The sequence below is a fragment of the Leifsonia sp. Soil_N53 genome (genome assembly GCF_057655165.1).
Window position 1 is genome coordinate 64,443 of the sequence record NZ_JBDGMM010000057.1, and the last position, 22,749, is coordinate 87,191.

The 22,749-nt window shown below is 69.4% G+C and carries 21 protein-coding genes and 1 riboswitch; of the genes, 8 read left to right on the top strand and 13 right to left on the bottom strand.

The annotated features are described in order from the left end of the window. The first annotated feature begins 139 nt into the window (after window positions 1-139). A complete protein-coding gene (locus AC3A3H_RS08590) occupies window positions 140-568 on the top strand; it encodes a DUF2269 family protein (RefSeq protein WP_487614139.1) in 429 nt (142 codons plus the stop codon). 7 nt (window positions 569-575) lie between these two features. Here the strand turns inward: AC3A3H_RS08590 and ribH are convergent, their stop codons facing one another. From ribH to AC3A3H_RS08615, 5 genes are all read right to left on the bottom strand, one after another. Continuing rightward, window positions 576-1,070, bottom strand: coding sequence for a 6,7-dimethyl-8-ribityllumazine synthase (gene ribH / locus AC3A3H_RS08595; RefSeq protein ID WP_487614140.1), 495 nt, complete (start codon window positions 1,068-1,070; stop codon window positions 576-578). Then, the gene (gene ribA / locus AC3A3H_RS08600) at window positions 1,067-2,353 is read right to left on the bottom strand and encodes a GTP cyclohydrolase II (protein WP_487614141.1); all 1,287 of its coding nucleotides are present in this window, start codon (window positions 2,351-2,353) and stop codon (window positions 1,067-1,069) included. Before ribA ends, ribH begins: the two co-directional genes overlap by 4 nt. After that, the gene (locus tag AC3A3H_RS08605; protein ID WP_487614142.1) at window positions 2,350-3,039 is read right to left on the bottom strand and encodes a riboflavin synthase; all 690 of its coding nucleotides are present in this window, start codon (window positions 3,037-3,039) and stop codon (window positions 2,350-2,352) included. The genes ribA and AC3A3H_RS08605 overlap by 4 nt, the downstream gene beginning before the upstream one ends. A gap of 2 nt (window positions 3,040-3,041) precedes the next feature. Beyond that, window positions 3,042-4,049 (bottom strand): bifunctional diaminohydroxyphosphoribosylaminopyrimidine deaminase/5-amino-6-(5-phosphoribosylamino)uracil reductase RibD, encoded by a 1,008-nt coding sequence (gene ribD / locus AC3A3H_RS08610; RefSeq protein ID WP_487614143.1) that lies wholly within the window; start codon window positions 4,047-4,049, stop codon window positions 3,042-3,044. A 124-nt stretch (window positions 4,050-4,173) separates the two neighbouring features. Then, window positions 4,174-4,327, bottom strand: a riboswitch (FMN riboswitch). A gap of 62 nt (window positions 4,328-4,389) precedes the next feature. Next, window positions 4,390-5,397, bottom strand: a complete 1,008-nt coding sequence (locus AC3A3H_RS08615; RefSeq protein WP_487614144.1) for a sugar-binding transcriptional regulator — start codon at window positions 5,395-5,397, stop codon at window positions 4,390-4,392. A gap of 158 nt (window positions 5,398-5,555) precedes the next feature. On the opposite strand from AC3A3H_RS08615, the gene AC3A3H_RS08620 reads away from it, so the two are divergent. From AC3A3H_RS08620 to AC3A3H_RS08635, 4 genes are all read left to right on the top strand, one after another. Next, a complete protein-coding gene (locus AC3A3H_RS08620) occupies window positions 5,556-7,295 on the top strand; it encodes a glycerol-3-phosphate dehydrogenase/oxidase (protein ID WP_487614145.1) in 1,740 nt (579 codons plus the stop codon). A 131-nt stretch (window positions 7,296-7,426) separates the two neighbouring features. Then, window positions 7,427-8,206 (top strand): MIP/aquaporin family protein, encoded by a 780-nt coding sequence (locus AC3A3H_RS08625; RefSeq protein WP_487614146.1) that lies wholly within the window; start codon window positions 7,427-7,429, stop codon window positions 8,204-8,206. A gap of 72 nt (window positions 8,207-8,278) precedes the next feature. Beyond that, window positions 8,279-9,793, top strand: a complete 1,515-nt coding sequence (gene glpK, locus AC3A3H_RS08630; RefSeq protein WP_487614147.1) for a glycerol kinase GlpK — start codon at window positions 8,279-8,281, stop codon at window positions 9,791-9,793. 125 nt (window positions 9,794-9,918) lie between these two features. Next, window positions 9,919-11,187: an LCP family protein gene (locus AC3A3H_RS08635; protein ID WP_487614148.1), complete on the top strand. Its 1,269-nt coding sequence runs from the start codon at window positions 9,919-9,921 to the stop codon at window positions 11,185-11,187. On the opposite strand, the gene AC3A3H_RS08640 is transcribed toward AC3A3H_RS08635, so the two are convergent. From AC3A3H_RS08640 to AC3A3H_RS08660, 5 genes are read right to left on the bottom strand one after another with little or no spacing between them, the layout of a single operon-like run. After that, complete coding sequence (locus AC3A3H_RS08640) at window positions 11,184-11,570, bottom strand: HAD family hydrolase (protein WP_487614176.1); 387 nt, start codon at window positions 11,568-11,570, stop codon at window positions 11,184-11,186. The genes AC3A3H_RS08635 and AC3A3H_RS08640 overlap by 4 nt on opposite strands. After that, window positions 11,459-11,923: an HAD family hydrolase gene (locus tag AC3A3H_RS08645; protein ID WP_487614149.1), complete on the bottom strand. Its 465-nt coding sequence runs from the start codon at window positions 11,921-11,923 to the stop codon at window positions 11,459-11,461. Before AC3A3H_RS08645 ends, AC3A3H_RS08640 begins: the two co-directional genes overlap by 112 nt. Beyond that, window positions 11,920-12,519 carry a GNAT family N-acetyltransferase gene (locus AC3A3H_RS08650; protein WP_487614150.1) on the bottom strand — a complete coding sequence of 200 codons (600 nt, stop codon included), beginning with the start codon at window positions 12,517-12,519 and terminating at the stop codon, window positions 11,920-11,922. Before AC3A3H_RS08650 ends, AC3A3H_RS08645 begins: the two co-directional genes overlap by 4 nt. 33 nt (window positions 12,520-12,552) lie before the next feature. Further along, window positions 12,553-13,563 carry a tryptophan--tRNA ligase gene (gene trpS, locus AC3A3H_RS08655; protein WP_487614151.1) on the bottom strand — a complete coding sequence of 337 codons (1,011 nt, stop codon included), beginning with the start codon at window positions 13,561-13,563 and terminating at the stop codon, window positions 12,553-12,555. Between the two features lie 36 nt (window positions 13,564-13,599). Beyond that, on the bottom strand, window positions 13,600-14,439 hold the full coding sequence (locus tag AC3A3H_RS08660) for an exodeoxyribonuclease III (RefSeq protein ID WP_487614152.1): 840 nt from the start codon (window positions 14,437-14,439) through the stop codon (window positions 13,600-13,602). A gap of 149 nt (window positions 14,440-14,588) precedes the next feature. Between AC3A3H_RS08660 and AC3A3H_RS08665 the strand changes: the two genes are divergently transcribed. After that, complete coding sequence (locus AC3A3H_RS08665; RefSeq protein ID WP_487614153.1) at window positions 14,589-16,196, top strand: RCC1 domain-containing protein; 1,608 nt, start codon at window positions 14,589-14,591, stop codon at window positions 16,194-16,196. A 37-nt stretch (window positions 16,197-16,233) separates the two neighbouring features. Here the strand turns inward: AC3A3H_RS08665 and AC3A3H_RS08670 are convergent, their stop codons facing one another. Continuing rightward, complete coding sequence (locus AC3A3H_RS08670) at window positions 16,234-17,478, bottom strand: YihY/virulence factor BrkB family protein (protein WP_487614154.1); 1,245 nt, start codon at window positions 17,476-17,478, stop codon at window positions 16,234-16,236. Between the two features lie 152 nt (window positions 17,479-17,630). Between AC3A3H_RS08670 and AC3A3H_RS08675 the strand changes: the two genes are divergently transcribed. Together AC3A3H_RS08675 and AC3A3H_RS08680 are read left to right on the top strand one after the other, a co-directional pair. Continuing rightward, window positions 17,631-18,956 carry a hypothetical protein gene (locus AC3A3H_RS08675; RefSeq protein ID WP_487614155.1) on the top strand — a complete coding sequence of 442 codons (1,326 nt, stop codon included), beginning with the start codon at window positions 17,631-17,633 and terminating at the stop codon, window positions 18,954-18,956. Between the two features lie 131 nt (window positions 18,957-19,087). Further along, window positions 19,088-20,119 carry a hypothetical protein gene (locus tag AC3A3H_RS08680; RefSeq protein WP_487614156.1) on the top strand — a complete coding sequence of 344 codons (1,032 nt, stop codon included), beginning with the start codon at window positions 19,088-19,090 and terminating at the stop codon, window positions 20,117-20,119. Between the two features lie 61 nt (window positions 20,120-20,180). Here the strand turns inward: AC3A3H_RS08680 and AC3A3H_RS08685 are convergent, their stop codons facing one another. Both AC3A3H_RS08685 and sdhA read right to left on the bottom strand, forming a co-directional pair. Next, window positions 20,181-20,942: a succinate dehydrogenase iron-sulfur subunit gene (locus tag AC3A3H_RS08685; RefSeq protein WP_487614157.1), complete on the bottom strand. Its 762-nt coding sequence runs from the start codon at window positions 20,940-20,942 to the stop codon at window positions 20,181-20,183. Beyond that, window positions 20,942-22,744 (bottom strand): succinate dehydrogenase flavoprotein subunit, encoded by a 1,803-nt coding sequence (gene sdhA, locus AC3A3H_RS08690; protein ID WP_487614158.1) that lies wholly within the window; start codon window positions 22,742-22,744, stop codon window positions 20,942-20,944. The genes AC3A3H_RS08685 and sdhA overlap by 1 nt, the downstream gene beginning before the upstream one ends. Between the last annotated feature and the right edge of the window lie 5 nt (window positions 22,745-22,749).

The window sequence follows — 22,749 nt, forward strand, 5'->3', positions numbered from 1 at the left end:
GTGACGAACAGCCGCGAAGCGTGGGCGTCGGTCGGGCGTCGCGCGGGCGGTGAGGGATGGACGGGCGCTTGTGGCGCCCTTTTCACCCTATGCCGCTCGAGCGGCCCGGCCGAATCGGGGCGCTCGCTAGGCTGATCCCATGGAAACCCTCTTCGCCGTCCTGCATGTCGTGTCCGCCGTCTTCATCGTGGGGCCGATGGCCATCCTGCCGATGACCGCGATGCGTGCCGTGCGTGTGGGCAACGCGGGCCAGGTGGAGGTGCTCGCCAAGTCGACGAACCTCATCTCGCTGCTGTCGCTGCTCGTGGTCTTCTTCGGCTTCGGCGTGATGGGGCTCGCCGACAAGAAGTACGACCTGAGCATCCTGACGCCGTGGATCCTCTGGTCGATCATCCTCTACGTGATCGCCCTCGGGCTGACCCTGTTCCTCGTCGTTCCGACCATGCGCCGTGCGGGGGAGGCGATCCGCGCAGGGGAGGCCTCGAAGTACCCGGCGATCGCAGCGGGCTCCGGCGTGGCCAGCCTGCTGCTCGTCGCCGTGGTCGTGCTGATGGTCTGGAAGCCGTAGCCGGCGCCTAGCCGCGCAGCTCCTGCTGCTCGCGCAGCTCCCGCAGCGCGATCGCGGTCACGAGGGCGGCGTGGGCCGCCTCCTCGCCCTTGTCCTCCTTCGAACCGGGGAGGCCCGCGCGGTCGATGCCCTGCGCCTCGTCGTCGAGCGTGAGCACGCCGAATCCGACCGGCTTGCCGGTGTCGAGGGCGACGCGGGTGAGACCGTCGGTGGCCGCAGACGAGACGTACTCGAAGTGCGGGGTCCCGCCGCGGATGATCACGCCCAGCGCCACCACGGCGTCCGCGCCGGACTCCAGCGCCGCCTTGCTGACGACGGGGAGCTCGAAGCTGCCCGGGACGCGCACGAGCGAGTAGTCCGCGCCTGAGGCCTCCAGGGTCCTGGTCGCGCCCGCGATGAGCCCGTCGGTGATCTGCTCGTGCCAGGTGCCCGCGACGATGACGACCTTCAGGCCGCTCCCGTCGATGGCCTCGGTCGCGTTCGGCGCTCCGGCTCCGCTCATCGTGCTGTCCTCTCCGCCGCGACGGCGGCTTCTTCATCGGATTCGATCTCGTCGATCACGTGACCCATGCGGTCGCGCTTGGTCTCCAGGTAGCCCTCGTTGAACACGCCGACGCCGACGACGAGCGGCACCCGCTCCGCGACGTCGATGCCGTGCTCCTCGAGCTGACGCACCTTCTCCGGGTTGTTGGTCAGCAGGCGCACCGACTCGATGCCGAGGTCCTGCAGGATCGCCGTCGCCGCGCCGTAGTCGCGGGCGTCGATCGGCAGGCCCAGGGCGAGGTTGGCGTCGAGCGTGTCCAGGCCGTCCTCCTGCAGCTTGTAGGCGCGCAGCTTGTTGATGAGGCCGATGCCGCGGCCCTCGTGGCCGCGCAGGTAGACGACCACCCCGCCCTCCCGCTGGATGGTCGCGAGCGCCGCGTCGAGCTGCGGGCCGCACTCGCACTTGAGCGAGCCGAACGCTTCGCCGGTCAGGCACTCCGAGTGCACCCGGACGAGGGTGCCGTCGGCCGCGGGCGTGCCGGAGACGATCGCGACGTGGTCCGCGCCGGTCATCCGGTCGCGGTAGGCGCGCATCCGGAACGTGCCGTTGGTGGTGGGCACCGTCGTCTCGACCTCGAAGATCACGCGCGACGACTCGGGGATCGGCGTCGGGGAGGTGAGCTTCTGGTCGCAGTGGAACTCCTGCAGGTAGGCGATGAGCGCCTCGATCGTGACCACGACGACGCCTTCGCGCTCGCCGAGCTCCAGCAGGCCGGGGAGCCGCATCATCTCGCCGTCGTCCGCGACGATCTCCGAGATCGCGGCGACCGGGGTCAGGCCGGCGAGCTGCAGGAGGTCGACCGACGCCTCGGTGTGGCCGTCGCGCTCGCGCACGCCGCCGTCCACCGCGCGCAGCGGCATGATGTGGCCGGGCCGGTGCAGGCTCGAGGGCGTGGACTCGGCGTCCGCGAGCACCCGCAGCGTGTGCGCGCGGTCGGCGGCGCTGATCCCGGTGGAGAGCCGGTTGGCGGCGTCGACGCTCACCGTGTAGTTGGTGCCGCGCGGGTCCTCGTTGTTGACGACCATCACCGGCAGCTCCAGGCGGTCGGCGATCTCGTTCGTCATCGGCGCGCAGATGAAGCCGGAGGAGTGCTTGACCGTCCAGGCGATCCACTCCTGGCTGGCCAGCTCGGCGGCGATCACGACGTCGCCCTCGTTCTCGCGGCTCTCGTTGTCGACCACGATGACGGGTCGGCCGGCGCGCAGCTCGGTGAGGGCCTCGGGGATGGTGGCGAGTGTCATGACGCACTCCGTTCTGTCAGCGTCGCTGAGTCGGTCTCGGTGTCGGTGTCGGTGTCGGTGGCTTCGAATCGGGTGGCGAGGCCGGGCTCCAGCGCGAGCATGCGCTCGACGTGCCGGGCGAGGATGTCGGTCTCGATGTTCACGCGGTCGCCGGGGCGGCGGTCGCCGAGCGTGGTGGCGGCGAGGGTCTCGGGGATGAGCGAGACCTCGAACCAGCCGTCCGCACGGCCGCCGCCGACATCGCTCACCGTGAGGGAGACGCCGTCGATGGCGATGGAGCCCTTGCGGGCCACGAGCGGCGCGTGCGCGGGGTCGAGGCTGAGCCGGACGACGCGCCAGGCGCTGCCGTCCTCGACAGAGAGCACGGTGGCGGTGCCGTCGATGTGGCCCTGGACGATGTGGCCGCCGAGGCGGTCGCCGACCTGCGCGGCCCGCTCCAGGTTCACCCTCCGGCCCGGGGCGACATCGTCGAGCGTGCTCATCGCGAGCGTCTCCGCCATGACGTCGGCCGTGAACGTCTCGGCGTCCTGGCCGATCACGGTCAGGCAGACGCCGCTGACCGAGATCGAGTCGCCGTGCCGTGCGTCGCTGACGGCGAGCGGGCCGCGGACGGTGAGCCGCAGGGCGTCGGCGGCGCGCTCGACGGCCGTGACCTCGCCCAGCTCTTCGATGATTCCGGTGAACACGCTCAGGCCTCCTGGGGGCTGGTCGGGACGGGCACGGCCCGCAGGTAGAGGTCGACGCCGAGTCGTTCGACGTCGAGGATGCGCAGCTTGCGCCGATCGGCGATGGTCTCGACTCCGATGTCGCCGAGAGCGAGCTTCGCGCCGCCGAGGAGCGACGGCGCGAGGTAGATGGCGTACTCGTCCACGAGCCCCGCGGCGACGAACGCGCTCGCGAGGGTCGGGCCGCCCTCCACGTAGACCCGGCGGAAGCCGCGCTGGTGCAGGTCGGCGACGACCTCGTGCAGGTCGTGGGTGCCCTCGAAGATCACCGGGTTCGGGTGACGGAACACGGCGGCGTCGTTGGGCACGGCGCGCGTGCCGATCACGACCGGAGTCGGCTGGCGCGAGAGGAGCTCGCCGGCGTCTCCGCGCGCGGTCAGGCTCGGGTCGTCGGCCAGGACGGTGCCGGTGCCGACGACGATCGCGTCGGAGGCCTCCCGCTGCTCGTGCACGCGCTGCCGGGCCGCGGCGCCGGTGATCCACCGGCTGGTTCCGTCCGCGGCGGCGGTGCGGCCGTCGAGGGTGCTGGCCCACTTGACCGTGATGTGCGGACGGCCGAGGCGCGCGGCCGTCAGCCAGTCGCCGAGGAAGTTCTCCGCGTCGTCGGCGAGCACGCCGCCGACGACCTCGACGCCGGCCTCCCGGAGGCGCTCGGCGCCGCCCCTGGAGTGCCGGCCCGGATCGCCGACCGCGTAGACCACGCGCGCGACGCCGGCGGCGATCAGCGCCTCCGAGCACGGCCCGGTGAGGCCCCAGTGGTTGCAGGGCTCGAGCGTCACGACCGCCGTCGCACCGCGGGCGCCGCCCTCGGGGAGGCTGCTCAGTGCGTCGACCTCGGCGTGCGCCGTTCCGGCGCCGCGGTGGAAGCCCTCCGCGATGGTGCGTCCTTCGTCATCGACGATCACGCAGCCGACCCGCGGGTTCACGCCGGTGGCCGGGCCGCCTTCGGCGAGCCGCAGCGCGGTGTGCATCGCCGCTTCCCAATCTCCAGTCCGGGTCATCCGGGCGTCGTCCTGTCTCTCGTTGCCGTCGAGACGTGGTGCCGGGGTCGCTGGAGCGGAAAGCTCGCGTGTGCGGCGGTCGTCACCGACCGCCGACGTGCGCCTCCCATCCGGACTGAGCGCCCAGGCTGTCGCCTGCACGCATTACCGTCGGTGCCGGAATTCCACCGGCTCGGCAGGGGGCTGTGGGCCTCCCGCTCGCGGACTGTCACCGCCGGTTCGGACTTTCACCGACCCCGGAGCACGTTCTTCTGCTGTCGAGTCTAGATCAACGCCCCCGCGGCGGGACTATTCCCGCCGCAGTGTGACGTCAGGCTGCGACGTGCTCGACGTCCCCGGTCGGCTCCGACAGATCCGCCAGCGCCCGCGCCGTCCCCTCGTCCACGATCAGGTCGGTGATCAGGCCGGCGGCCAGGGCGCCGCGGAGGCTGTGCGCCTTCGACGGCCCCGAGACGATGCACACGCGCCGCGGCACGCGCTTGATGAGGTCGATGTCCGGCCCGCTGGCCCGTTCGTTCAGCGGGATGCCGTGGTGGCTGCCGTCCTCGCGGAAGAACACGGTCGCGACATCGCCGACGACCCCGGAGGCGTCCAGCGACGCGTAGTCGTCCGCGTCGAGGTAGCCGCCGGCGTAGACGTGCGAGCGCACCTCGGAGAACGGGGAGCCCAGGCCGAACAGCGCGACGTCCATGCGCTCCTGGATGTCGAGGATGCGCCGGGTGCTGCGCTCCCGCCACATCGCCTGCTTGGTCTGCGGGTCGTCGAACAGCGCGGGCACCGGGAACTCCTGGATCGTCCCGGAGTAGGTGTCGCCGAACCGGCGCAGGATCTCCGAGGCGTAGAGCACGCCCGTCGTGTAGGTGTTGCCCGCGCCGTTCAGCTGCACGAATTCCACATTGTGCAGATCCTTCGGGATGAGGTGCCTGCTCAGCGCGCTCATCGTCGACCCCCACGCGACCCCGACGGTGGTGTTGGAGTCGATGAAGCGGTCGAGAATCCGTGCAGCGGAGATGGCGACGCGCTCCAGGCGGTCCACGTCGCTGATGGCGCTCGGCATCGGGACGATGTGCGCTCCGATGCCGTACCGGGAGTGCAGCTCCTGCTGGACGCGGGTGGCGGCCTCGTGCGGCTGGGCGATCTGGATCGTGACGAGTCCGGACGCGCGCGCATAGGAGAGGAGCCGGGAGACGCTGGACCGCGAGGTGTGCATCTCGTGCGCGATGGCTTCCATCGTGAGGTCCTGCATGTAGTAGAGATGCCCCGCCTTGAGGGCGTCGCGGACCTTCTCGGGGAGGTTCTGGGTCTCGGGTGCGGACATTCGGGGACCGCCTTCTGGTTCGGGTGGGTGCAGCCTGTCGTGCTGTCGGGTCGGGATGGCGCTGCACGTATGTGCATCAGCCTTGATCGAAGTTGTGCCGACACCGAAGACTATAGCCGCACCCATTGCAGATCAGTAGAAGCACCCAGGAGTCAGACGTGACGACCAATCCGAATGCCCGCCCCGAGATCCAGCAGCTCCGCGACCGCCCGCACGCGCAGGTCGTCATCGTCGGCGGCGGTATCAACGGACTCGGCACCTTCCGCGACCTCGCCCTGCAGGGCGTCGACGTCGTGCTCGTGGAGCGCAACGACTTCGTGTCCGGCGCCTCCGCGGCCTCCAGTCACATGATCCACGGCGGCATCCGCTACCTGGAGAACGGCGAGTTCCGGCTCGTGAAGGAGTCGGTGACCGAGCGCAACGGCCTGCTGAAGATCGCGCCGCACTACGTCAAGCCGCTGCAGACGACCATCCCGATCTACTCCACCTTCTCCGGCATCCTCGCCGCGCCGCTGCGGTTCCTCACCCACAAGCAGGGCAAGCCGAAGGAGCGCGGCGCCTTCCTGATCAAGACCGGCCTGACGATCTATGACACGTTCTCGCGCGAGGGCGGCAGCGTGCCGCGGCACAGCTTCCACGGCCGGCGCGCGTCGCTCGCGGCCCTCCCGAAGCTCAACCCGGGCCTCAAGTACACTGCCACCTACTTCGACGCCTCGGTGCACGACCCCGAGCGGCTCGCCCTCGACGTCCTCGCCGACGGGCTCGCGGCCGGCCCGAACGCCCGTGCGGCGAACTACCTGGAGGCCGTCGGCGCCCGCGACGGCGGCGTCCTCGTGCGCGACCGGGAGACCGGCGAGGAGTTCGCGATCAGCGCGGACGTCGTCGTCAACGCCTCCGGGCCATGGACGGATCTCACCAATGCGGCCCTCGGCCGGGCCACGGAGTTCATGGGCGGCACCAAGGGCTCGCACATCGTCCTCGACAACCCGGAGCTGCTCGCGGCGTGCGACGGCCGCGAGATCTTCTTCGAGAACAACGACGGCCGCATCGTCCTCATCTACCCGCTGAAGGGCAAGGTCATGGTCGGCACGACCGACCTCGAGGCCGACATGTCCGTCCCCGCGGTGTGCACCGAGGAGGAGATCGACTACTTCATCGAGCTGGTCTCGCACGTTTTCCCAACGATCCCGGTGACCCGCGAACAGATCGTCTACAGCTTCTCGGGGGTGCGCCCGCTGCCGCACCACGACGACACCGCGCCCGGCTTCGTCTCCCGCGACTACCGGATCGTGCCCGGCACGATCGCCGGCCTCGGCGACACCACCGTGCTGAGCCTCGTCGGCGGCAAGTGGACGACCTTCAGGGCGCTCAGCGAGCACCTCGCGAACGAGACCCTGGCGGCGCTGGGCATGACCCGCACGGTCAGCACGCTCGGCCTCCCGATCGGCGGCGGCGCGGGATTCCCGACGACCCCGCAGGCGGAGCGCGACTGGATCGCCCGCTACGGCGCCGACGTGGGAGCCGCCCGGGCGAGCGTGCTGCTGCACCGCTACGGCACCAAGGCGGCGGCGGTCATCGATGCGATCACCGGCTGGGAGGGCGACGACGCACCGCTCGCCGTCGCGCCCGACTACTCCCGCGCCGAGCTCGACCACGTCGTCCGCACCGAGCGCGTCGCGCACCTCTCCGACGTGTTCCTGCGGCGCACGAGCCTCGCGTTCACCGGCTCGATCTCCCTCCCACTGGTGAACGAGGTCGGCGAAATCGTCGCAAACGCCCTCGGATGGTCGCCAAATCGTCGTCTGGAGGAGGAAGATGCGTTCCAAGCGGAACTGGCAGCCGCCCACCGGGTGAACCTGGCGTCGGGGGACGGGAGCGAAGCCGCAGCGCTCCGATAATGCACGAACGTGCATAGAACGGTCCTTGCCCGGGCGGACCAGACCGCAATAGCGTTCAGAGACCCGCCCTGGTGAGAGCCACACCATCGCACGACAGGGTGCGGGTCAACTGAACAAACTGGAAGGTCAACGTGGACAATATCGGTATTGATTTCCTGTCAGAGTTGTGCGGAACGGCAATGCTGGTGCTTCTCGGTACCGGTGTCGTCGCGAACGTCGCCCTCATCAAGAACAAGGGCTTCAACGGCGGGTTCCTGATGGTGAACTTCGGCTGGGGCATCGCGGTCTTCTCGGGTGTCGTCGTCGCCTACAACTCGGGCGCGCACCTGAACCCCGCGGTGACGCTCGGTCTGGTCGCCAACGGCGCCAAGGCGTTCGGAAGCGCAGCTGCACATACGCTCGTGCCGGTCAACTTCGTGACGGTGCTGTTGTACATCGTGGCTCAGCTCATCGGCGCCTTCATCGGCGCCGTGCTGACGTTCCTGGCGTACAAGAAGCACTTCGACGAGGAGCCGGACCCGGGCAACAAGCTCGGCGTGTTCTCCACCGGCCCGGCGATCCGCAGCTACGGCTGGAACCTGGTCACCGAGATCATCGGCACCTTCGTCCTGGTGTTCGTCGTGATCGCCTTCGGCCACCAGCCCGGTCAAGCGGCCGGCCTCGCCGCCCTCGGCGCACTGCCCGTCGCCCTCCTGGTGGTCGGCATCGGCGCCAGCCTCGGTGGTCCGACCGGTTACGCGATCAACCCGGCACGTGACCTCGGGCCGCGCATCGCGCACGCCGTCCTGCCCATCAAGGGCAAGGGATCCAGCGACTGGTCCTACTCGTGGGTCCCGATCGTCGGACCGATCATCGGTGGTCTGATCGCCGGCTGGCTCGCACTGCTGCTGCTCCCGATCCTCACCAAGTAACACCCGGGGGCCGGCCGGGGGAGACCCCGACCGGCCCTCTTCAGTCCCACCCCCAAAACAAAGGAGTTACCTATGGCCGACTACGTCGTCGCTATCGACCAGGGCACGACCAGCACTCGGGCGATCATCTTCGACAAGTCCGGGTCGATCGTGTCGAGCGGACAGCTGGAGCACGAGCAGATCTTCCCGAAGGCGGGTTGGGTCGAGCACAACCCGGTCGAGATCTGGAACAACACCCGCGAGGTGATCGGCCAGGCCCTGTCGAAGGCAGACCTGACCCGTCACGACATCGCGGCGGTGGGCATCACGAACCAGCGCGAGACCGCGGTGGTGTGGGACAAGAACACCGGAGAGCCGGTCTACAACGCGATCGTCTGGCAGGACACCCGCACCCAGCCGATCGTCGACCGCCTCGCGGCCGACGGCGGTGTCGAGCGGTTCAAGCAGATCGTCGGCCTCCCGCTGGCCACCTACTTCTCTGGCACGAAGATCGCCTGGATCCTGGAGAACGTCGAGGGGGCGCGCGAGCGCGCCGAGCGCGGCGACCTGCTGTTCGGCAACACCGACGCCTGGGTGCTCTGGAACCTGACCGGCGGCCCGGACGGCGGTGTGCACGCCACCGACGTGACCAACGCCTCCCGCACCATGTTCATGGACCTGGAGACCCTGACCTGGCGCGACGACATCCTCGAGGTGTTCGGCGTGCCGAAGTCCATGCTCCCGGCGATCAAGTCCTCCTCCGAGGTCTACGGCGCCGTGGAGTCGTCCAGCCTGCTGCGCGAAGTGCCCGTCGCGGGCATCCTCGGCGACCAGCAGGCGGCCACGTTCGGCCAGGCGGCGTTCGATCCGGGCGAGTCCAAGAACACCTACGGCACCGGCAACTTCCTCATCTTCAACACGGGTGAGGAGATCGTCCACTCCAAGAACGGCCTCCTGACGACGCTCGGCTACAAGCTGGGCGACGACAAGCCGCACTACGCCCTGGAGGGCTCGATCGCGGTCACCGGCTCCCTGGTGCAGTGGCTGCGCGACAACCTCGGCATCATCTCCAGCGCCCCCGAGATCGAGGACCTGGCGAAGACCGTGGAGGACAACGGAGGCGCCTACTTCGTGCCGGCGTTCTCCGGCCTGTTCGCGCCGTACTGGCGTTCGGACGCACGCGGCGCCCTCGTCGGGCTCACCCGGTACGTCAACAAGGGCCACATCGCCCGCGCCGTCCTGGAGGCCACCGCCTTCCAGACCCGCGAGGTGCTCGACGCGGTCAACGCCGACTCCGGCGTCGACCTGCAAGAGCTGAAGGTGGACGGCGGCATGATCGCCAATAACACCCTCATGCAGTTCCAGGCCGACATCCTCGGCGTGCCGGTGGTGCGCCCCGTCGTCGCGGAGACCACCGCCCTCGGCGCCGCGTACGCCGCCGGCCTCGCCGTCGGCTTCTGGAGCGACCTCGACGACCTGCGCAAGAACTGGCAGGAGGACAGCCGCTGGGAGCCGAAGATGGAGGCCGCGGAGCGCGACCGCCAGCTCCGCCTGTGGAAGAAGGCCGTCACGAAGACGTTCGACTGGGTCGACGACGACGTGAAGTAGGTCTCGAACCGCACCACCGAGCGCCGTCCGGCTCCCGCCGGGCGGCGCTCGCGCGCGTGTGGATCCTTGCAGGTTCTTCATCCGCGGGAAAGGTTTCCCGCAGTTTGCTCCCCTAGCGTCGAAGGATGAGGCATTCCGCGGTCGGGCGACCGCTCCCGGTACGGCACGGCCGTCTCCCGGTGCGCCGCGCCCGAGGACCCGTCGCGCGCCTGCTCGCCGCCATCGTCGCCGTGGCGGTCGTCTCGGCCGGGGCGGTCGCCGCCTACGCCGTGCAGGACACCGTCCGCTCCCTGAAGCCGGCCATCCACCTGGTCTCCGCCGCGGGCAAGCCGGTGAGCGTGCCCACCGTCGGCGCGGAGTCGGGCGAGGTCAACATCCTGCTCGCCGGCACCGACACCCGCACCGGCCAGGGCGGCCAGTTCTCCACCGCGCAGGAGCTGGCGGGGAGCTCGGGCGCCGGCAACAACGACGTGACGATGATCCTGCACCTGTCGGCGGACCACCAGCACGCGACGGTGATCAGCATCCCGCGCGACCTGATGGTGCCGATCCCGTCCTGCCCGACGTCGGGCGGCGGATCGACGTACGCGCAGTCGAACGCCCAGTTCAACACCACGCTGTCGACCGGCGGCCTGTCGTGCGTCGTCCTGACGGCGGAGGCGCTCACCGGGCTGACCATCCCGTACGCCGCCGAGATCAGCTTCGACGGCGTCTCGGCGATGTCCGACGCCGTCGGCGGCGTCACCGTCTGTCTGGCGACCCCGCTCACGGATCCGTACGTCGGCCTGGACCTGCCGGCGGGCCAGCAGACCCTGGTCGGCGCCCAGGCCCTGGCGTTCGTCCGCAGCCGTCACGGCGTCGGCGACGGCAGCGACCTCGGCCGGATCAGCAACCAGCAGCTCTTCCTCTCGGCGCTGCTGCGCAAGGTCTCGAGTGCGGGAGTCCTGAGCAATCCGCTCACGCTGTTCACGCTGGCGAAGGCCGCGACCTCCAACCTCACCCTCTCGGACACGCTGGCCTCGCCGACGACCCTGGTCTCGATCGCTCTCGCGCTCAAGAGCGTGTCGCTGAGCGACTTCGTCTTCCTCCAGTACCCGTCGATGACGGACCCGGAGAACATCAACCGCGTCGTGCCGGAGCCCACGGGGGTCGACGCGCTGAAGCAGGCGCTGTCGACCGACACCCCGGTGCAGCTCACCGGCACGACCGGGAACGGGACGGAGGCCGCGACCCCGACGCCGTCGCCGGCGCCCACCACGGCGGCGACGCCGGCGCCCGGCGCGACGTCGAGTGCGGCCGGAAGCACTCCGGCCCCGACCTCGTCGGCCGTCAGCCTCCCGTCGAACGTCACGGGCCAGACTGCCGCGCAGCAGACCTGCACGAAGGGCAACTAGGTACGGGGCGCCAGTGCTCGCGGCAGAGCGCCAAGCGAGCTCAGCTCGATGACGCCGACCTCGGCCGCCTCGGCCGCGTCCTCCGCCGTCGGCACGTCCCCGCGCCGGTTCAGCCACACCCCGGTCAGTCCGGCCCGCGCCGCGCCGATCGCGTCGGTCCGCAGGCGGTCGCCGACGTAGGCGGCGTGCGACGGCCGCACCCCGAACACCTCGCACGCGTGCCCGAAGATGCGCGCGTCGGGCTTCGCGACCCCGACCTCGCCGGATGCGATCAGGTGCTCCATCCGCGTGTCGAGGCCCACGGCCTCCACCTTGCGGCGCTGGAACGCCAGGTCGCCGTTGGTGATGAGGCCGAACCGCACGCCGGGGATGGCGGCGTCCAGCGCGTCGAGGCAGGGGAGGGCGTCGTCGTGCAGCGACCAGGCGGCGCGTAGTGCTCGAAGTAGTCCGCGAACCAGGCGCTGGCCTCGGCGTCGTTCAGCTCGACGCCGTGCCGGCCCGCGAAGTCGCGCGCCCGCGCCTGGCGCTGTCCCTCGAAGTCGAGCCGGCCGGCGAGGTAGGAGTGGTAGTGCTCCTCCTCCAGGTCGTGCCAGAGCGCGTTCAGGTCGACGGCGTCGATAGCACCGTAGGGCTCGCCGAGCTGGTCGGCGTAGCGCTGGATGCCCACCGACACCGCGGCCCGGTGCGCGAACAGGGTGTCGTCCAGGTCGAAGAGCACCACGCGGGGAGCGGTCACTCCGCCCCCTGCACGAAGGTGAAGGCCGGCCAATCGGCCACGGGCGAGCGCGGGTCGTCCGCCAGGAGCGCTGCCTGCCAGTCGTCGCGCCGCACGCCCCGGTGTGGTGCGCCGAGCCGGGCGACGCCCTCCCAGCGGAAGCCGGCCCGGCGGGCGACGGCCGCGCTCGCCGCATTGCCGGCGTACGCGTGCCACACCACCCGCTGCAGACCGAGCCCTGTCGCGCCGTCGAACGCGTAGTCGAGCACCAGGCCGACGGCGGTCGCCATCCAGCCGCGGCCGCGTGCGCCGGCGGACAGCCAGAAGCCGATCTCGCCCTCGCCGTCGTGGATGTGGTGCAGCCCGATGACTCCGTGCAGCAGGCCCGTGGTCGCGTCGCGGACGGCCCAGACGCACTCGTGCCCGCCGGCCCAGCCGTCCGGAACGGTACCGGTCACGAACCGCACCGCGTCCGCGTGCCCGTAGGGCGACGGCACGGTGGTCCACGCGGCGACCTCCGGATCGCGGCAGAACTCCGCGATCCGGTCGACGTCCGCCGCCACGGGCGCCGAGAGCACCACAGGGCCGCCGGCCAGCTCCACCGGGGCCGGCGCCATCAGTGCGCCCGTCCCATCAGTGCGCCCGTCGCATCAGAGCGCCCGTCGCAGCAGGCCGATCGCGTTGAAGGCCTTGGCCAGCGTGCGCTCGGCGACCTCGCTTGCGCGCTGCGCGTTGCCCGCGAGGATGCGGTCGAGCTCGGCCGGGTCGGAGAGCAGGTCGAGTGCGCGTTCGCGGATCGGGCCGAACGTCTCCACGACGACCTCCACGAGCCCCTTCTTGAAGTCGCCGTAGCCCTTGCCGTCGTACTCCAGCTCGATGTCCGCGACGGCCCGGCCGGTGAGCGCCGAGTAGATCGTCAGGAGGTTGGAGATGCCCGGCTTGCCCGCACGGTCGAATGACACGACGCCGTCGGTGTCGGTCACCGCGCGCATGATCTTCTTGCGGGTCACGTCCGGCTCGTCGAGCATCCACACGATGCCGGCGCCCGACTCCGCGGACTTCGACATCTTCGACTCCGGGTTCTGGAGGTCATAGATGCGCGCGCCGTCCTTGAGGATCATCGCCTGCGGAACGACGAACGTCTCACCGAACCGGCTGTTGAACCGCTCCGCGAGGTCGCGGGTCAGCTCCACGTGCTGGCGCTGGTCGTCGCCGACCGGCACCACCTCGGCGTCGAACAGCAGGATGTCGGCGGCCATCAGCACCGGGTAGGCGAACAGCCCGACCGAGGTCGCGTCCGTGCCCTGCTTGGCCGACTTGTCCTTGAACTGGGTCATCCGGGAGGCCTCCCCGAACCCGGTGATCGTGTTCAGCAGCCAGGCGAGCTGCGCGTGGGCCGGCACGTGCGACTGCACGTACAGCGTCGAGGCCGACGGGTCGATGCCGGCGGCGATGTACTGCGCGGCCGTGCGGCGGGTCTTCTCGCGGAGCTCGGCCGGGTCCTGCGCGACGGTGATCGCGTGGAGGTCGACGACGGAGAAGAACGCGTCGTGGTTGCTCTGCAGCTCCTTCCACTGCAGGAGGGCGCCGACGTAATTGCCGAGGTGGAGGGAGTCCGCCGACGGCTGCATGCCGGAGTAGAGGCGGGGGAGTGTGCTCATGTCACTGCTTTCGAAGTAGAGGAAACGGTGCGGATGCTAGATGGCGTAGTCGACGACCACAGGACTGTGGTCCGACCATCGCTCGTCGTAGGCGGCCGCACGGTCCACCGCGTAGTTCTTCACCGTCGCCGCCAGAGCGGGGGAGGCGAGCTGGTAGTCGATGCGCCAGCCGGTGTCGTTGTCGAAGGCCTGCCCGCGCCACGACCACCAGGTGTACGGGCCGTCGACCTCGCCCGCCGCCTTGCGGCCGACGTCGACCCAGCCGAGGCCCGCGCCGTCGTTGTAGCGCTCGTCGCCCTCCGCGCCCAGGATGCGGTCGAAGTAGGCGCGCTCCTCCGGGAGGAAGCCCGCCTTCTTGACGTTGCCCTTCCAGTTGCGGATGTCGAGCGTGCGGTGGCCGACGTTGAGGTCGCCCATGACGACCGCGTACTCGCTGTGCTTCACGAGCTTCGGGAGGCGGGCCTCCATCGCGTCGAGGAAGGCGTACTTGGCGTCCTGCTTCTCGGTGCCGGCCTCGCCGGAGTGCACGTAGGCGCTCACGACCGTGATCACGGTCGAGCCGACCTCGTAGTCGGCCTCCAGCCAGCGCCCGGCGCTGTCGAAGTCGGGCGCGCCGAGCTCGACGCGGTGGATCTCCGCGCGCGGATGCCTACTGGCGATCGCGACCCCCGCGCGCCCCTTGGCGGTCGCCGGGTCGTGCACGATGTCCCACTCATCGCCGAGGAGTCCCTGAAGGTCTTCGGAGGAGGCCCGCACCTCTTGCAGCGCGAGGATGTCGACCTCCCGGCTGTCGAGCCAGGCGCCCATGCCCTTGCGGAAGGCGGCTCGGACGCCGTTGACGTTCACCGTCGCGATGCGCAGGGGTTTCGAGGGCATGCGTCAAGCCTAGCGGGGCGCGCCGACAGTGCGACGGAGCAAGGACGTCGAATCTTCAATGGTTTGATTAATATGTAAGAACTGATACGTTACTAGGGCGCCAAAGCACTTGGTGGCGCGACACTCCCCACGAATCGAAGGTGATCCCCATGACCGAACCCCAGAACTCCCGAGCCACCCCCTCTCGTCGCACGATCGTCAAGGGCGCCGCGTGGGCGACGCCCGCTGTGGTGGCGTCGCTCGCTTCCCCTGCTTTCGCCACTTCCCTCCCCGTCTCCACCCTGACGGTCGAGTTCACCCAGCCCTTCTACACCACGACTTCGGGCGGCCGGTTCACCACCCCCTTCGTCGAGGCGAAGGTGTGGGACGCCGGCGGACCCGTGGCGAACGCCGACGTCACGTTCACGATCGCGGCGGTCGACCACACCGAAGGATCGGAGAGCGAAGGCGACGACGCTGAGGATGGCGCCCACGTCATCGCGGCGTTCGGGCGTCTCGACGGCCCCGCCGCGACGACGGTCGATTCGACGGCGACGGGGCTGGCCACTCCCGAGGTCATCCATGCCGGGGAGGTCGCCGGTGTGCTCCGCGTCACGGCGCAGGCTCTGGTGACGCGCGACGGCGTCACGGAGACGGCGACCGCCGAGGCCTTCATCGGGATCTTCGGGTACGCGACCACGATCGTGCCCTTCTCCGCCGGCTACAAGGGCACGTCCGCGCTCGGCACGGGCAGCAACTCCAACAACCCGGTTCCCGCCGCCGTCGCGATGCCGGCGACTGCGGCGAGTGTCACGCTGCTCGGCGCCGGGCTCTACCGTGCGGGATTCGCACTCGACGCGGCCGGGACCGTGTGGAGCTGGGGCTCCGACTACTACCACACCCAGGCGAGGCGCAAGACGCAGCCGACCCCCGTGCCGTTCACGAGCATGCCGAAGGACATCGTGCAGCTCGAAGGCACCTACTACGCGATGTTCGCGCTGACGAGCAGCGGTGAGGTCTGGGGCTGGGGCTACAACCTGGAGGGTCAGTTCGCGGACGGGACGACCAACGGCACGTACCGGGAGACTCCGGTCCGCATCCCGAATCTCGGCCCGGTGAAGAAACTGGCCGGCGGTCATTACAACATGCACGCCCTCCTCGAAGACGGGACCCTCTGGAACTGGGGCTACGGCGCCTACGGCAGCCTCGCGGACGGCATCACCACCGTCCACCGCGCCACCACTCCGACGCGGGTGACGGGATTTCCGGCCGATCGCATCGTGGCCGACGTCGCGGGCCGGAAGAACGGCGCGTCGGCCGTCCTCGACGACGGCACTGTCTGGTCCTGGGGGCACAACGGTGAAGGGCAGATCGGCGACGGCACGGTCACGAGCCGCTATGTCCCGACTCAGGTCACCTCGCTCGCCGGCGCGAAGCGTGTCTACGCCAACTACTGGAATGTCGGCGTCGTCCTCGCCGACGGCACCTGCCGGCTGTGGGGCAACGCCGGCTACTACAACCTCGGCAACTCGTCGACCACGGATCCCCGGTCTCCGATCGATCCCGGCCTGACGAACGTGGACACGCTCTCCTGGGGGCTTGAGACCGGCCACGCGCTCCTGACCGATGGAAGCGTCTACGGCTGGGGCTACAACGGCAACTACGAGACGGGAACGGGCGTGAAAGGGAACATCAAGACGCCGCTCCGCGTCCCGAACATCGGCCCGGTGAAGCAGATCGCCCAGTCGCAGTACTCGACGTACTTCCTGCCCGCCTAGCAGCCCGGGACATTCCCTCGACAGCGGCGTCGGTGCGCTAGTGCCGTGCGCCGACGCCGCTGTCGTCCAGGAGGTCGTTGAGCCGGTGCTCGGCCCGCTCGACCCTGCGCTGGGCGCCGAGCCGGGCGAGGAACCGCGACTGCGCCAGTTCGTCCCTCGCGGTCTCGAGCTCGGCCTTGGCGACCAGCACCCGCGCCTCGTACTCGGCGGCGGCGCGCTCGGCGGCGGCCTGCTCCGGCGTGATCATCCGCGGCGAGATCCCGCGGTCGAACATCCCGACCGCGATCCAGGAGGCCGACAGCAGGATGACGCGCGAGACCAGGTTGAACCAGACCAGCAGACCGACGAACACCGCGAAGGTGGCCAGGAGCGGATTCTTCGAGGCGCCCGTCAGCAGCAGGCCGCCCAGGGCGCTCAGCCCGGCGAGCACGCACGAGCCGAGCAGGACGCCGAAGAACAGGTTGCGCCAGGGGATGGCGACCCTCGCCATCACGCGGAACATCGCGCCCAGGGTGAAGATGTTCAGGATCACCGAGATGACCAGGCCCGAGAAGCGCGTGAGCGCATCCGACCATGCGGTGTCGGAGCTGAGGCCGATCAGCTGGAAGAAGAAGGTCAGCGCCTGCGTGCTGACGATCGAGATCAGCGCGGAGAACACCAGCACCACCCCGAACCCGAGCGCCAGGAAGAGGTCGCGGATCTTCTGCAGCACGTAGTTGGTCGTGTCGCGGCTGAGGCCGAAGACCGCGCGCACCGCCTGGCGCGTGTAGTAGAGCCAGCCGATCGCCGTCCAGAGCAGGCCGATCGCGGCCACGATGCCCGACCAGCCGAAGGCGGTCGCCGACTGGAGCTGTTCCGAGTTGATGACGCCGGTCGTCGTGTCGGTCGAGATGAGCCCGGGGATGGCCCGGTTGATGATGGTGACCAGGGAGTTGTAGATGTCTGGATTGCCGGTGAGCCACACGCCGGCGGCGGAGAAGCCGAGCCAGACCGCCGCGAACACGGCGAAGAGCGACTGGAAGCCCATCCCGGCAGCCCTCAGGTTCCCGTCGGAGTGCGAGAAGTTGATGTAGACGCGGTAGGGGCGGAGCGCCTGCACCCATTTCGCCCACCGCGAGACCCGCGCGACCGGCTTCTCCAGTCGCTCCTTCAGCGGCTCGGTGGCGTCGAGGATGCGCTCCTTCAGCTTCTCCTGCGGCTCGACCGTGCCCTCGGCGCGCTGCAGTGCCGGATCGGGCTGCGCCGTCACCGTGCCCTCCCCGCGTCGCGACTTCCTGGCCACGCGGCAAGGATATCGACTCTGCCGCCCGTGCCCGAGACGTTCGCCCCACCGGCACTGCTGTCGGTCGCGGGAGCTCGGAATCTTCGAACCCTTCCCGCTCTGCTAACATTGGTGTGAAACATGTTAGCTGTTCAATGAAAGGCCCCCCCTCTATGAATGACACACCCGATCCTGGACCCGGCTCGGCGCTGCTCACCCGGCGCACCGTCGCCAAGACGGCCGCGTGGGCGGCCCCCGCGATCGCTCTCGCCGCTGCCTCCCCGGCGTATGCCACATCCACCGCAGGTGCGATGATCGTGCTCGACCCGGACGCGTATGAGGTGTCGCCCAACGGCTCCGTGACGATCACGGGAATGCTCGTCCCCGCAGAAGGTGATTCGGTCCCGACCGGTATCGGGCTCATGTCGCCCGTGAGCGGTGGCTCCGGATTCAACGCGCACTCCCTCGTCGTGACGGGCGACACGTTCAGTCTGAAGGTCACGGCGAAGCCGGGCGCGACCGAGTCGAAGCTGAGCGTCTGGTCCTGGAACTACCCCGAGTACGCGGAGGCGTTCGCGACGCTGAGCCTTGCGGACGTGCAGGCGGGAAGCGGTGACATCGCGTTCGACTACCCGCTCTACGTCCTGGCCCGCGGCGGCGAAGTCGAGCTCTCCGGAGTTGTCATGTCCGCGGACGGAATGCCGGTCCCGGACGACATCGATCTCGTGGCCGATGTCCTCGGCGTCGGCTACACGCTGACGCAGCCGCCGCAGCTGACCGGCGACACGTTCACGATGAAGGTCAAAGACGCGTCGTTGACCGCCGCGGCCGGCGGTGTCTCGGTCTACAGCACGAAATACCCGCTGTACTCCGCGGCGACGACGCAGCTCACGGTGAATTCCCCGGGCTTCGTCGAGGCCGGGTACGGGATGCTTCCGATCGCGAACACCTGGGTCGCAAGCACCGAGGCGACCGCGGGACGGGACAAAGCCGTGCGCTGGTTCCGGCCGGCGGCGGCCACACCCCTCACCGTGTCTTCGGCGATGCTCGGCAGTCGGTGGCTCGACCTGCGAGTCTCGTTGCAGAACAACTCGACATTCACGGACAACTTCAAGACCGCCCCGTTCCAGCAGCCCGAGTGGACGGGAGCCTTCCCCGGCAACTTCCCGGGTCTCGATCTCCGCACCGAGGCCGCAGTGGTCAGCCTGAGTGTCAACGGCGTGGCACAGGAAGCGAGTCGCGGCATCGGCATGGGGCTCGGCAGATCGACCATCACCGGTCCCGGAACACTCACCGGGTCGGCCGATCCCGTGGTCACCTTCTGGCCGAACCGCGATTCGTCGGGCGCCGCGACGGCCAACAACGCCGTCTACGCGTTCCTGCCGGCCGGGCTCCCGAAGGGTTCTGTCGGCAGGGTCGAAATCGTGACGACGGTGACCCGACGGGACAACGGTCGTGCGACGAAGATCGGCTTCGTCATCGACTATCGCTACCCCTGATCGTGCTCATCGGCTGAAGGCGCCCTGACAACTCAGGGCGCCTTCGGTGCGGTGGCGCTCGTCCGGGCGGATTCTCAGGTTAGCGTCTAAGATTCAGGTAAAGTATTTTAGTCCGCTGAAAGGAGAATCACATGAACGACTCGAGCGACGAAAGAACTCCCCTGATCACCCGGCGCACGGTCGCCAAGACGGCCGCGTGGGCGGCCCCCGCGATCGCCTTCGCTGCGGCGTCGCCTGCGCACGCGACGTCACCTTCCCAGGTCGCGATGATCGTGCTCGACGAAGCTTACGAGGTGCCGGAGGGCGGCACCCTCAAGATCACGGGGACGCTGGTCCCCGCGCCGGGGGACTCCGTGCCCGCGGGCATCCAGCTCGATGCGAGTTTCTCCGGCGGGACCGGATTCACCGTGGTCGAGTCGCCGGTCGTCACGGGCAACACCTTCACCCTGACCGTCAAGGCGGGCGCGGGTGCGACAACGGCGACCCTGACGGTCTCGAGTTGGAGTCACGGTGCCTACACACCGGGTACAGCAGCGTTGACCGTGGGCGCGCCCGCCGGCGTGATCCTGGTCGGCAAGCCGTCCTATGACGTCATGGAGGGCGGCGCCGTCTCCGTCCGGGGAACACTGCAGGCCCCGCAGGGCGGAACGCTCCCCGAGGACATCGTGCTGGTGGCGACCTGCTCCAACGGTTTCGAGGTGCTCATCCAGCCCCTCGTGACGGGAAGCACGTACGAGCTGGTCATCAGCGCCGTTTCGGCGGCCGGCAGCACGGGAACCCTCACGGTGTCGAGCTCGAGCCACCCCACGTACACGCCCGGCCGGGCGGCTCTGGCGGTCACCGCCAGCGATGTCCCGATCGGGAAGCCGCAGCTCGAGTTCGATCAGCAACTCTTCACCGCTCCGACGAGCGGGCCGGTCGCGATCACCGGAAAGATCGTTCCGGGCGGCACGCCGCTGCCGGCGGGCTTCAGGCTCACAGCACAGTCCGCGAATGCGGCCTGGCAGATCCTCGGGGAGCCGACGATGACGGGGCCCGACACCTTCTCCGTGATCGTGACGGCGCCGGTGCCGCGTTCCTTGACCTACATCATGCTCTGGAGCTCCTCGCACCCCAGCGACTTCGGGTTCCCGATCTCGTGGGTGAAGAACTTCGAGCAGTAGGCGGAGAACGACGAAGGCGCCCCCGGGAGACCGGGGGCGCCTTCGTCGTGAGAGCGGAAGCTCAGACCTTGCCGCGCATGATGGCCTGCTTGACCTCGGCGATGGCCTGGGTCACCTGGATGCCGCGCGGGCAGGCGTCGGTGCAGTTGAAGGTCGTCCGGCAGCGCCAGACGCCCTCCTTGTCGTTGAGGATGTCGAGTCGCACCTGCGAGTTGTCGTCACGCGAGTCGAAGATGAAGCGGTGCGCGTTGACGATCGCGGCGGGGCCGAAGTACTGGCCGTCGGTCCAGAACACCGGGCAGGACGACGTGCACGCGGCGCAGAGGATGCACTTCGTGGTGTCGTCGAAGCGGGCGCGGTCGGCGACCGACTGGACGCGCTCCTTGCCCTTCTCCGGCTTCGAGTTGGCGACCAGGAACGGCTGCACCTCGCGGTAGCTCGCGAAGAACGGCTCCATGTCGACGATGAGGTCCTTCTCCAGCGGCAGGCCCTTGATCGCCTCGACGTAGATCGGCTTGGAGATGTCCAGGTCCTTGATCAGCGTCTTGCAGGCGAGCCGGTTGCGGCCGTTGATGCGCATCGCGTCCGAACCGCAGATGCCGTGCGCGCACGAGCGGCGGAACGTGAGCGAGCCGTCCTGCTCCCACTTGATCTTGTGGAGGGCGTCCAGGATACGGTCGGTCGGGAAGAGCTCGACATCGAAGTCCTGCCAGCGCGGCTCGGTGTCCACGTCCGGGTCGAACCGGCGGATGATGAGCGTCACGGTGAACGACTGGATCGGGGCCTCGGGGGCCGGGGGAGTCTCGAGCACGGCGCTGGACATCAGTACTTCCTCTCCATCGGCTGGTAGCGGGTCACGACGACCGGCTTCCAATCGAGCGTGATGTGGTCTGCCGCGTCGGCGGAGTGCGGGTCGCCGGTGAGGTAGGCCATCGTGTGCTGCATGTAGTTCTCGTCGTCGCGCTTGGGGTAGTCGTCGCGCATGTGGCCGCCGCGCGACTCCTTGCGGTTGCGGGCCGAGAACACGACGACCTCGGCCAGGTCGAGCAGGAAGCCCAGCTCGACGGCCTCCAGGAGGTCCGTGTTGAAGCGCTTGCCCTTGTCCTGCACCACGATGTTCTTGTAGCGCTCGCGCAGACGGTGGATGGTGCCGGTGACCTTCTCGAGCGACTCGTCGGTGCGGAACACCTGGGCGTTCCGGTCCATCTCGTCCTGCAGCTCCTTGCGGATGGCGGCGATGCGCTCGGTGCCTGTGCCGCTGCGGAGCCCGTCGATCATGTCGCGGACGGCCTTGGCCGGGTCCGCCGGCAGCGGGACGGCCGTCGCGGTCTTGACGTACTCGACCGCGTTGTTGCCCGCGCGCTTGCCGAAGACGTTGATGTCGAGCAGCGAGTTGGTGCCGAGGCGGTTGGAGCCGTGCACCGACACGCACGCGCACTCGCCGGCGGCGTAAAGGCCGGGGACGACGGTGGTGTTGTCGCGCAGCACCTCGGCGTTGTTGTTGGTCGGGATGCCGCCCATCGCGTAGTGCGCGGTCGGCATGACCGGCACGGGCTCCACAACCGGGTCGACGCCGAGGTAGGTGCGGGCGAACTCGGTGATGTCGGGGAGCTTGGTCTCCAGCACCTCCGCGCCCAGGTGGGTGCAGTCGAGGAGGACGTAGTCTTTGTGCGGGCCGGCGCCGCGGCCCTCCGCGACCTCCTGCACCATGCAGCGCGCGACGATGTCGCGCGGTGCGAGGTCCTTGATGGTCGGGGCGTAGCGCTCCATGAACCGCTCGCCCGAGGCGTTGCGGAGGATCGCGCCCTCGCCGCGGGCGCCCTCGGTAAGGAGGATGCCGAGGCCGGCCAGACCGGTCGGGTGGAACTGGAAGAACTCCATGTCCTCCAGCGGGAGCTTCTTGCGCCAGATGATGCCGACGCCGTCACCGGTGAGGGTGTGGGCGTTGGAGGTCGTCTTGTAGATCTTGCCGAAGCCGCCGGTCGCGAAGACGATCGCCTTCGAGTGGAAGACGTGCAGCTCGCCGGTCGCCAGCTCGTACGCGACGACACCGGCGGGCTGGTCGACGCCGTCCACCTCGTTCATGATCACGTCGAGGACGTAGAACTCGTTGAAGAAGTTGATGCCGAGCTTGACGCAGTTCTGGAACAGCGTCTGCAGGATCATGTGGCCGGTGCGGTCCGCCGCGTAGCAGGCCCGGCGGACCGGCGCCTTGCCGTGGTCGCGGGTGTGCCCGCCGAAGCGGCGCTGGTCGATCTTGCCTTCGGGCGTGCGGTTGAACGGCAGGCCCATGTTCTCGAGGTCGATGACCGCGTCGATGGCCTCCTTGGCGAGGATCTCCGCCGCGTCCTGGTCGACCAGGTAGTCGCCGCCCTTGACGGTGTCGAAGGTGTGCCACTCCCAGCTGTCCTCTTCCACGTTGGCGAGCGCTGCGGCCATGCCGCCCTGCGCCGCGCCGGTGTGGGAGCGGGTGGGGTAGAGCTTCGAGATCACCGCGGTCTTCGCGTGCGGGCCGGCTTCGATGGCCGCGCGCATGCCCGCGCCGCCGGCGCCGACGATGACGATGTCGAACTCGTGGTAGTGGACGCCGTCGATGACGGTGGATTCGGTGGTTTCAGTTGTCACAGCTG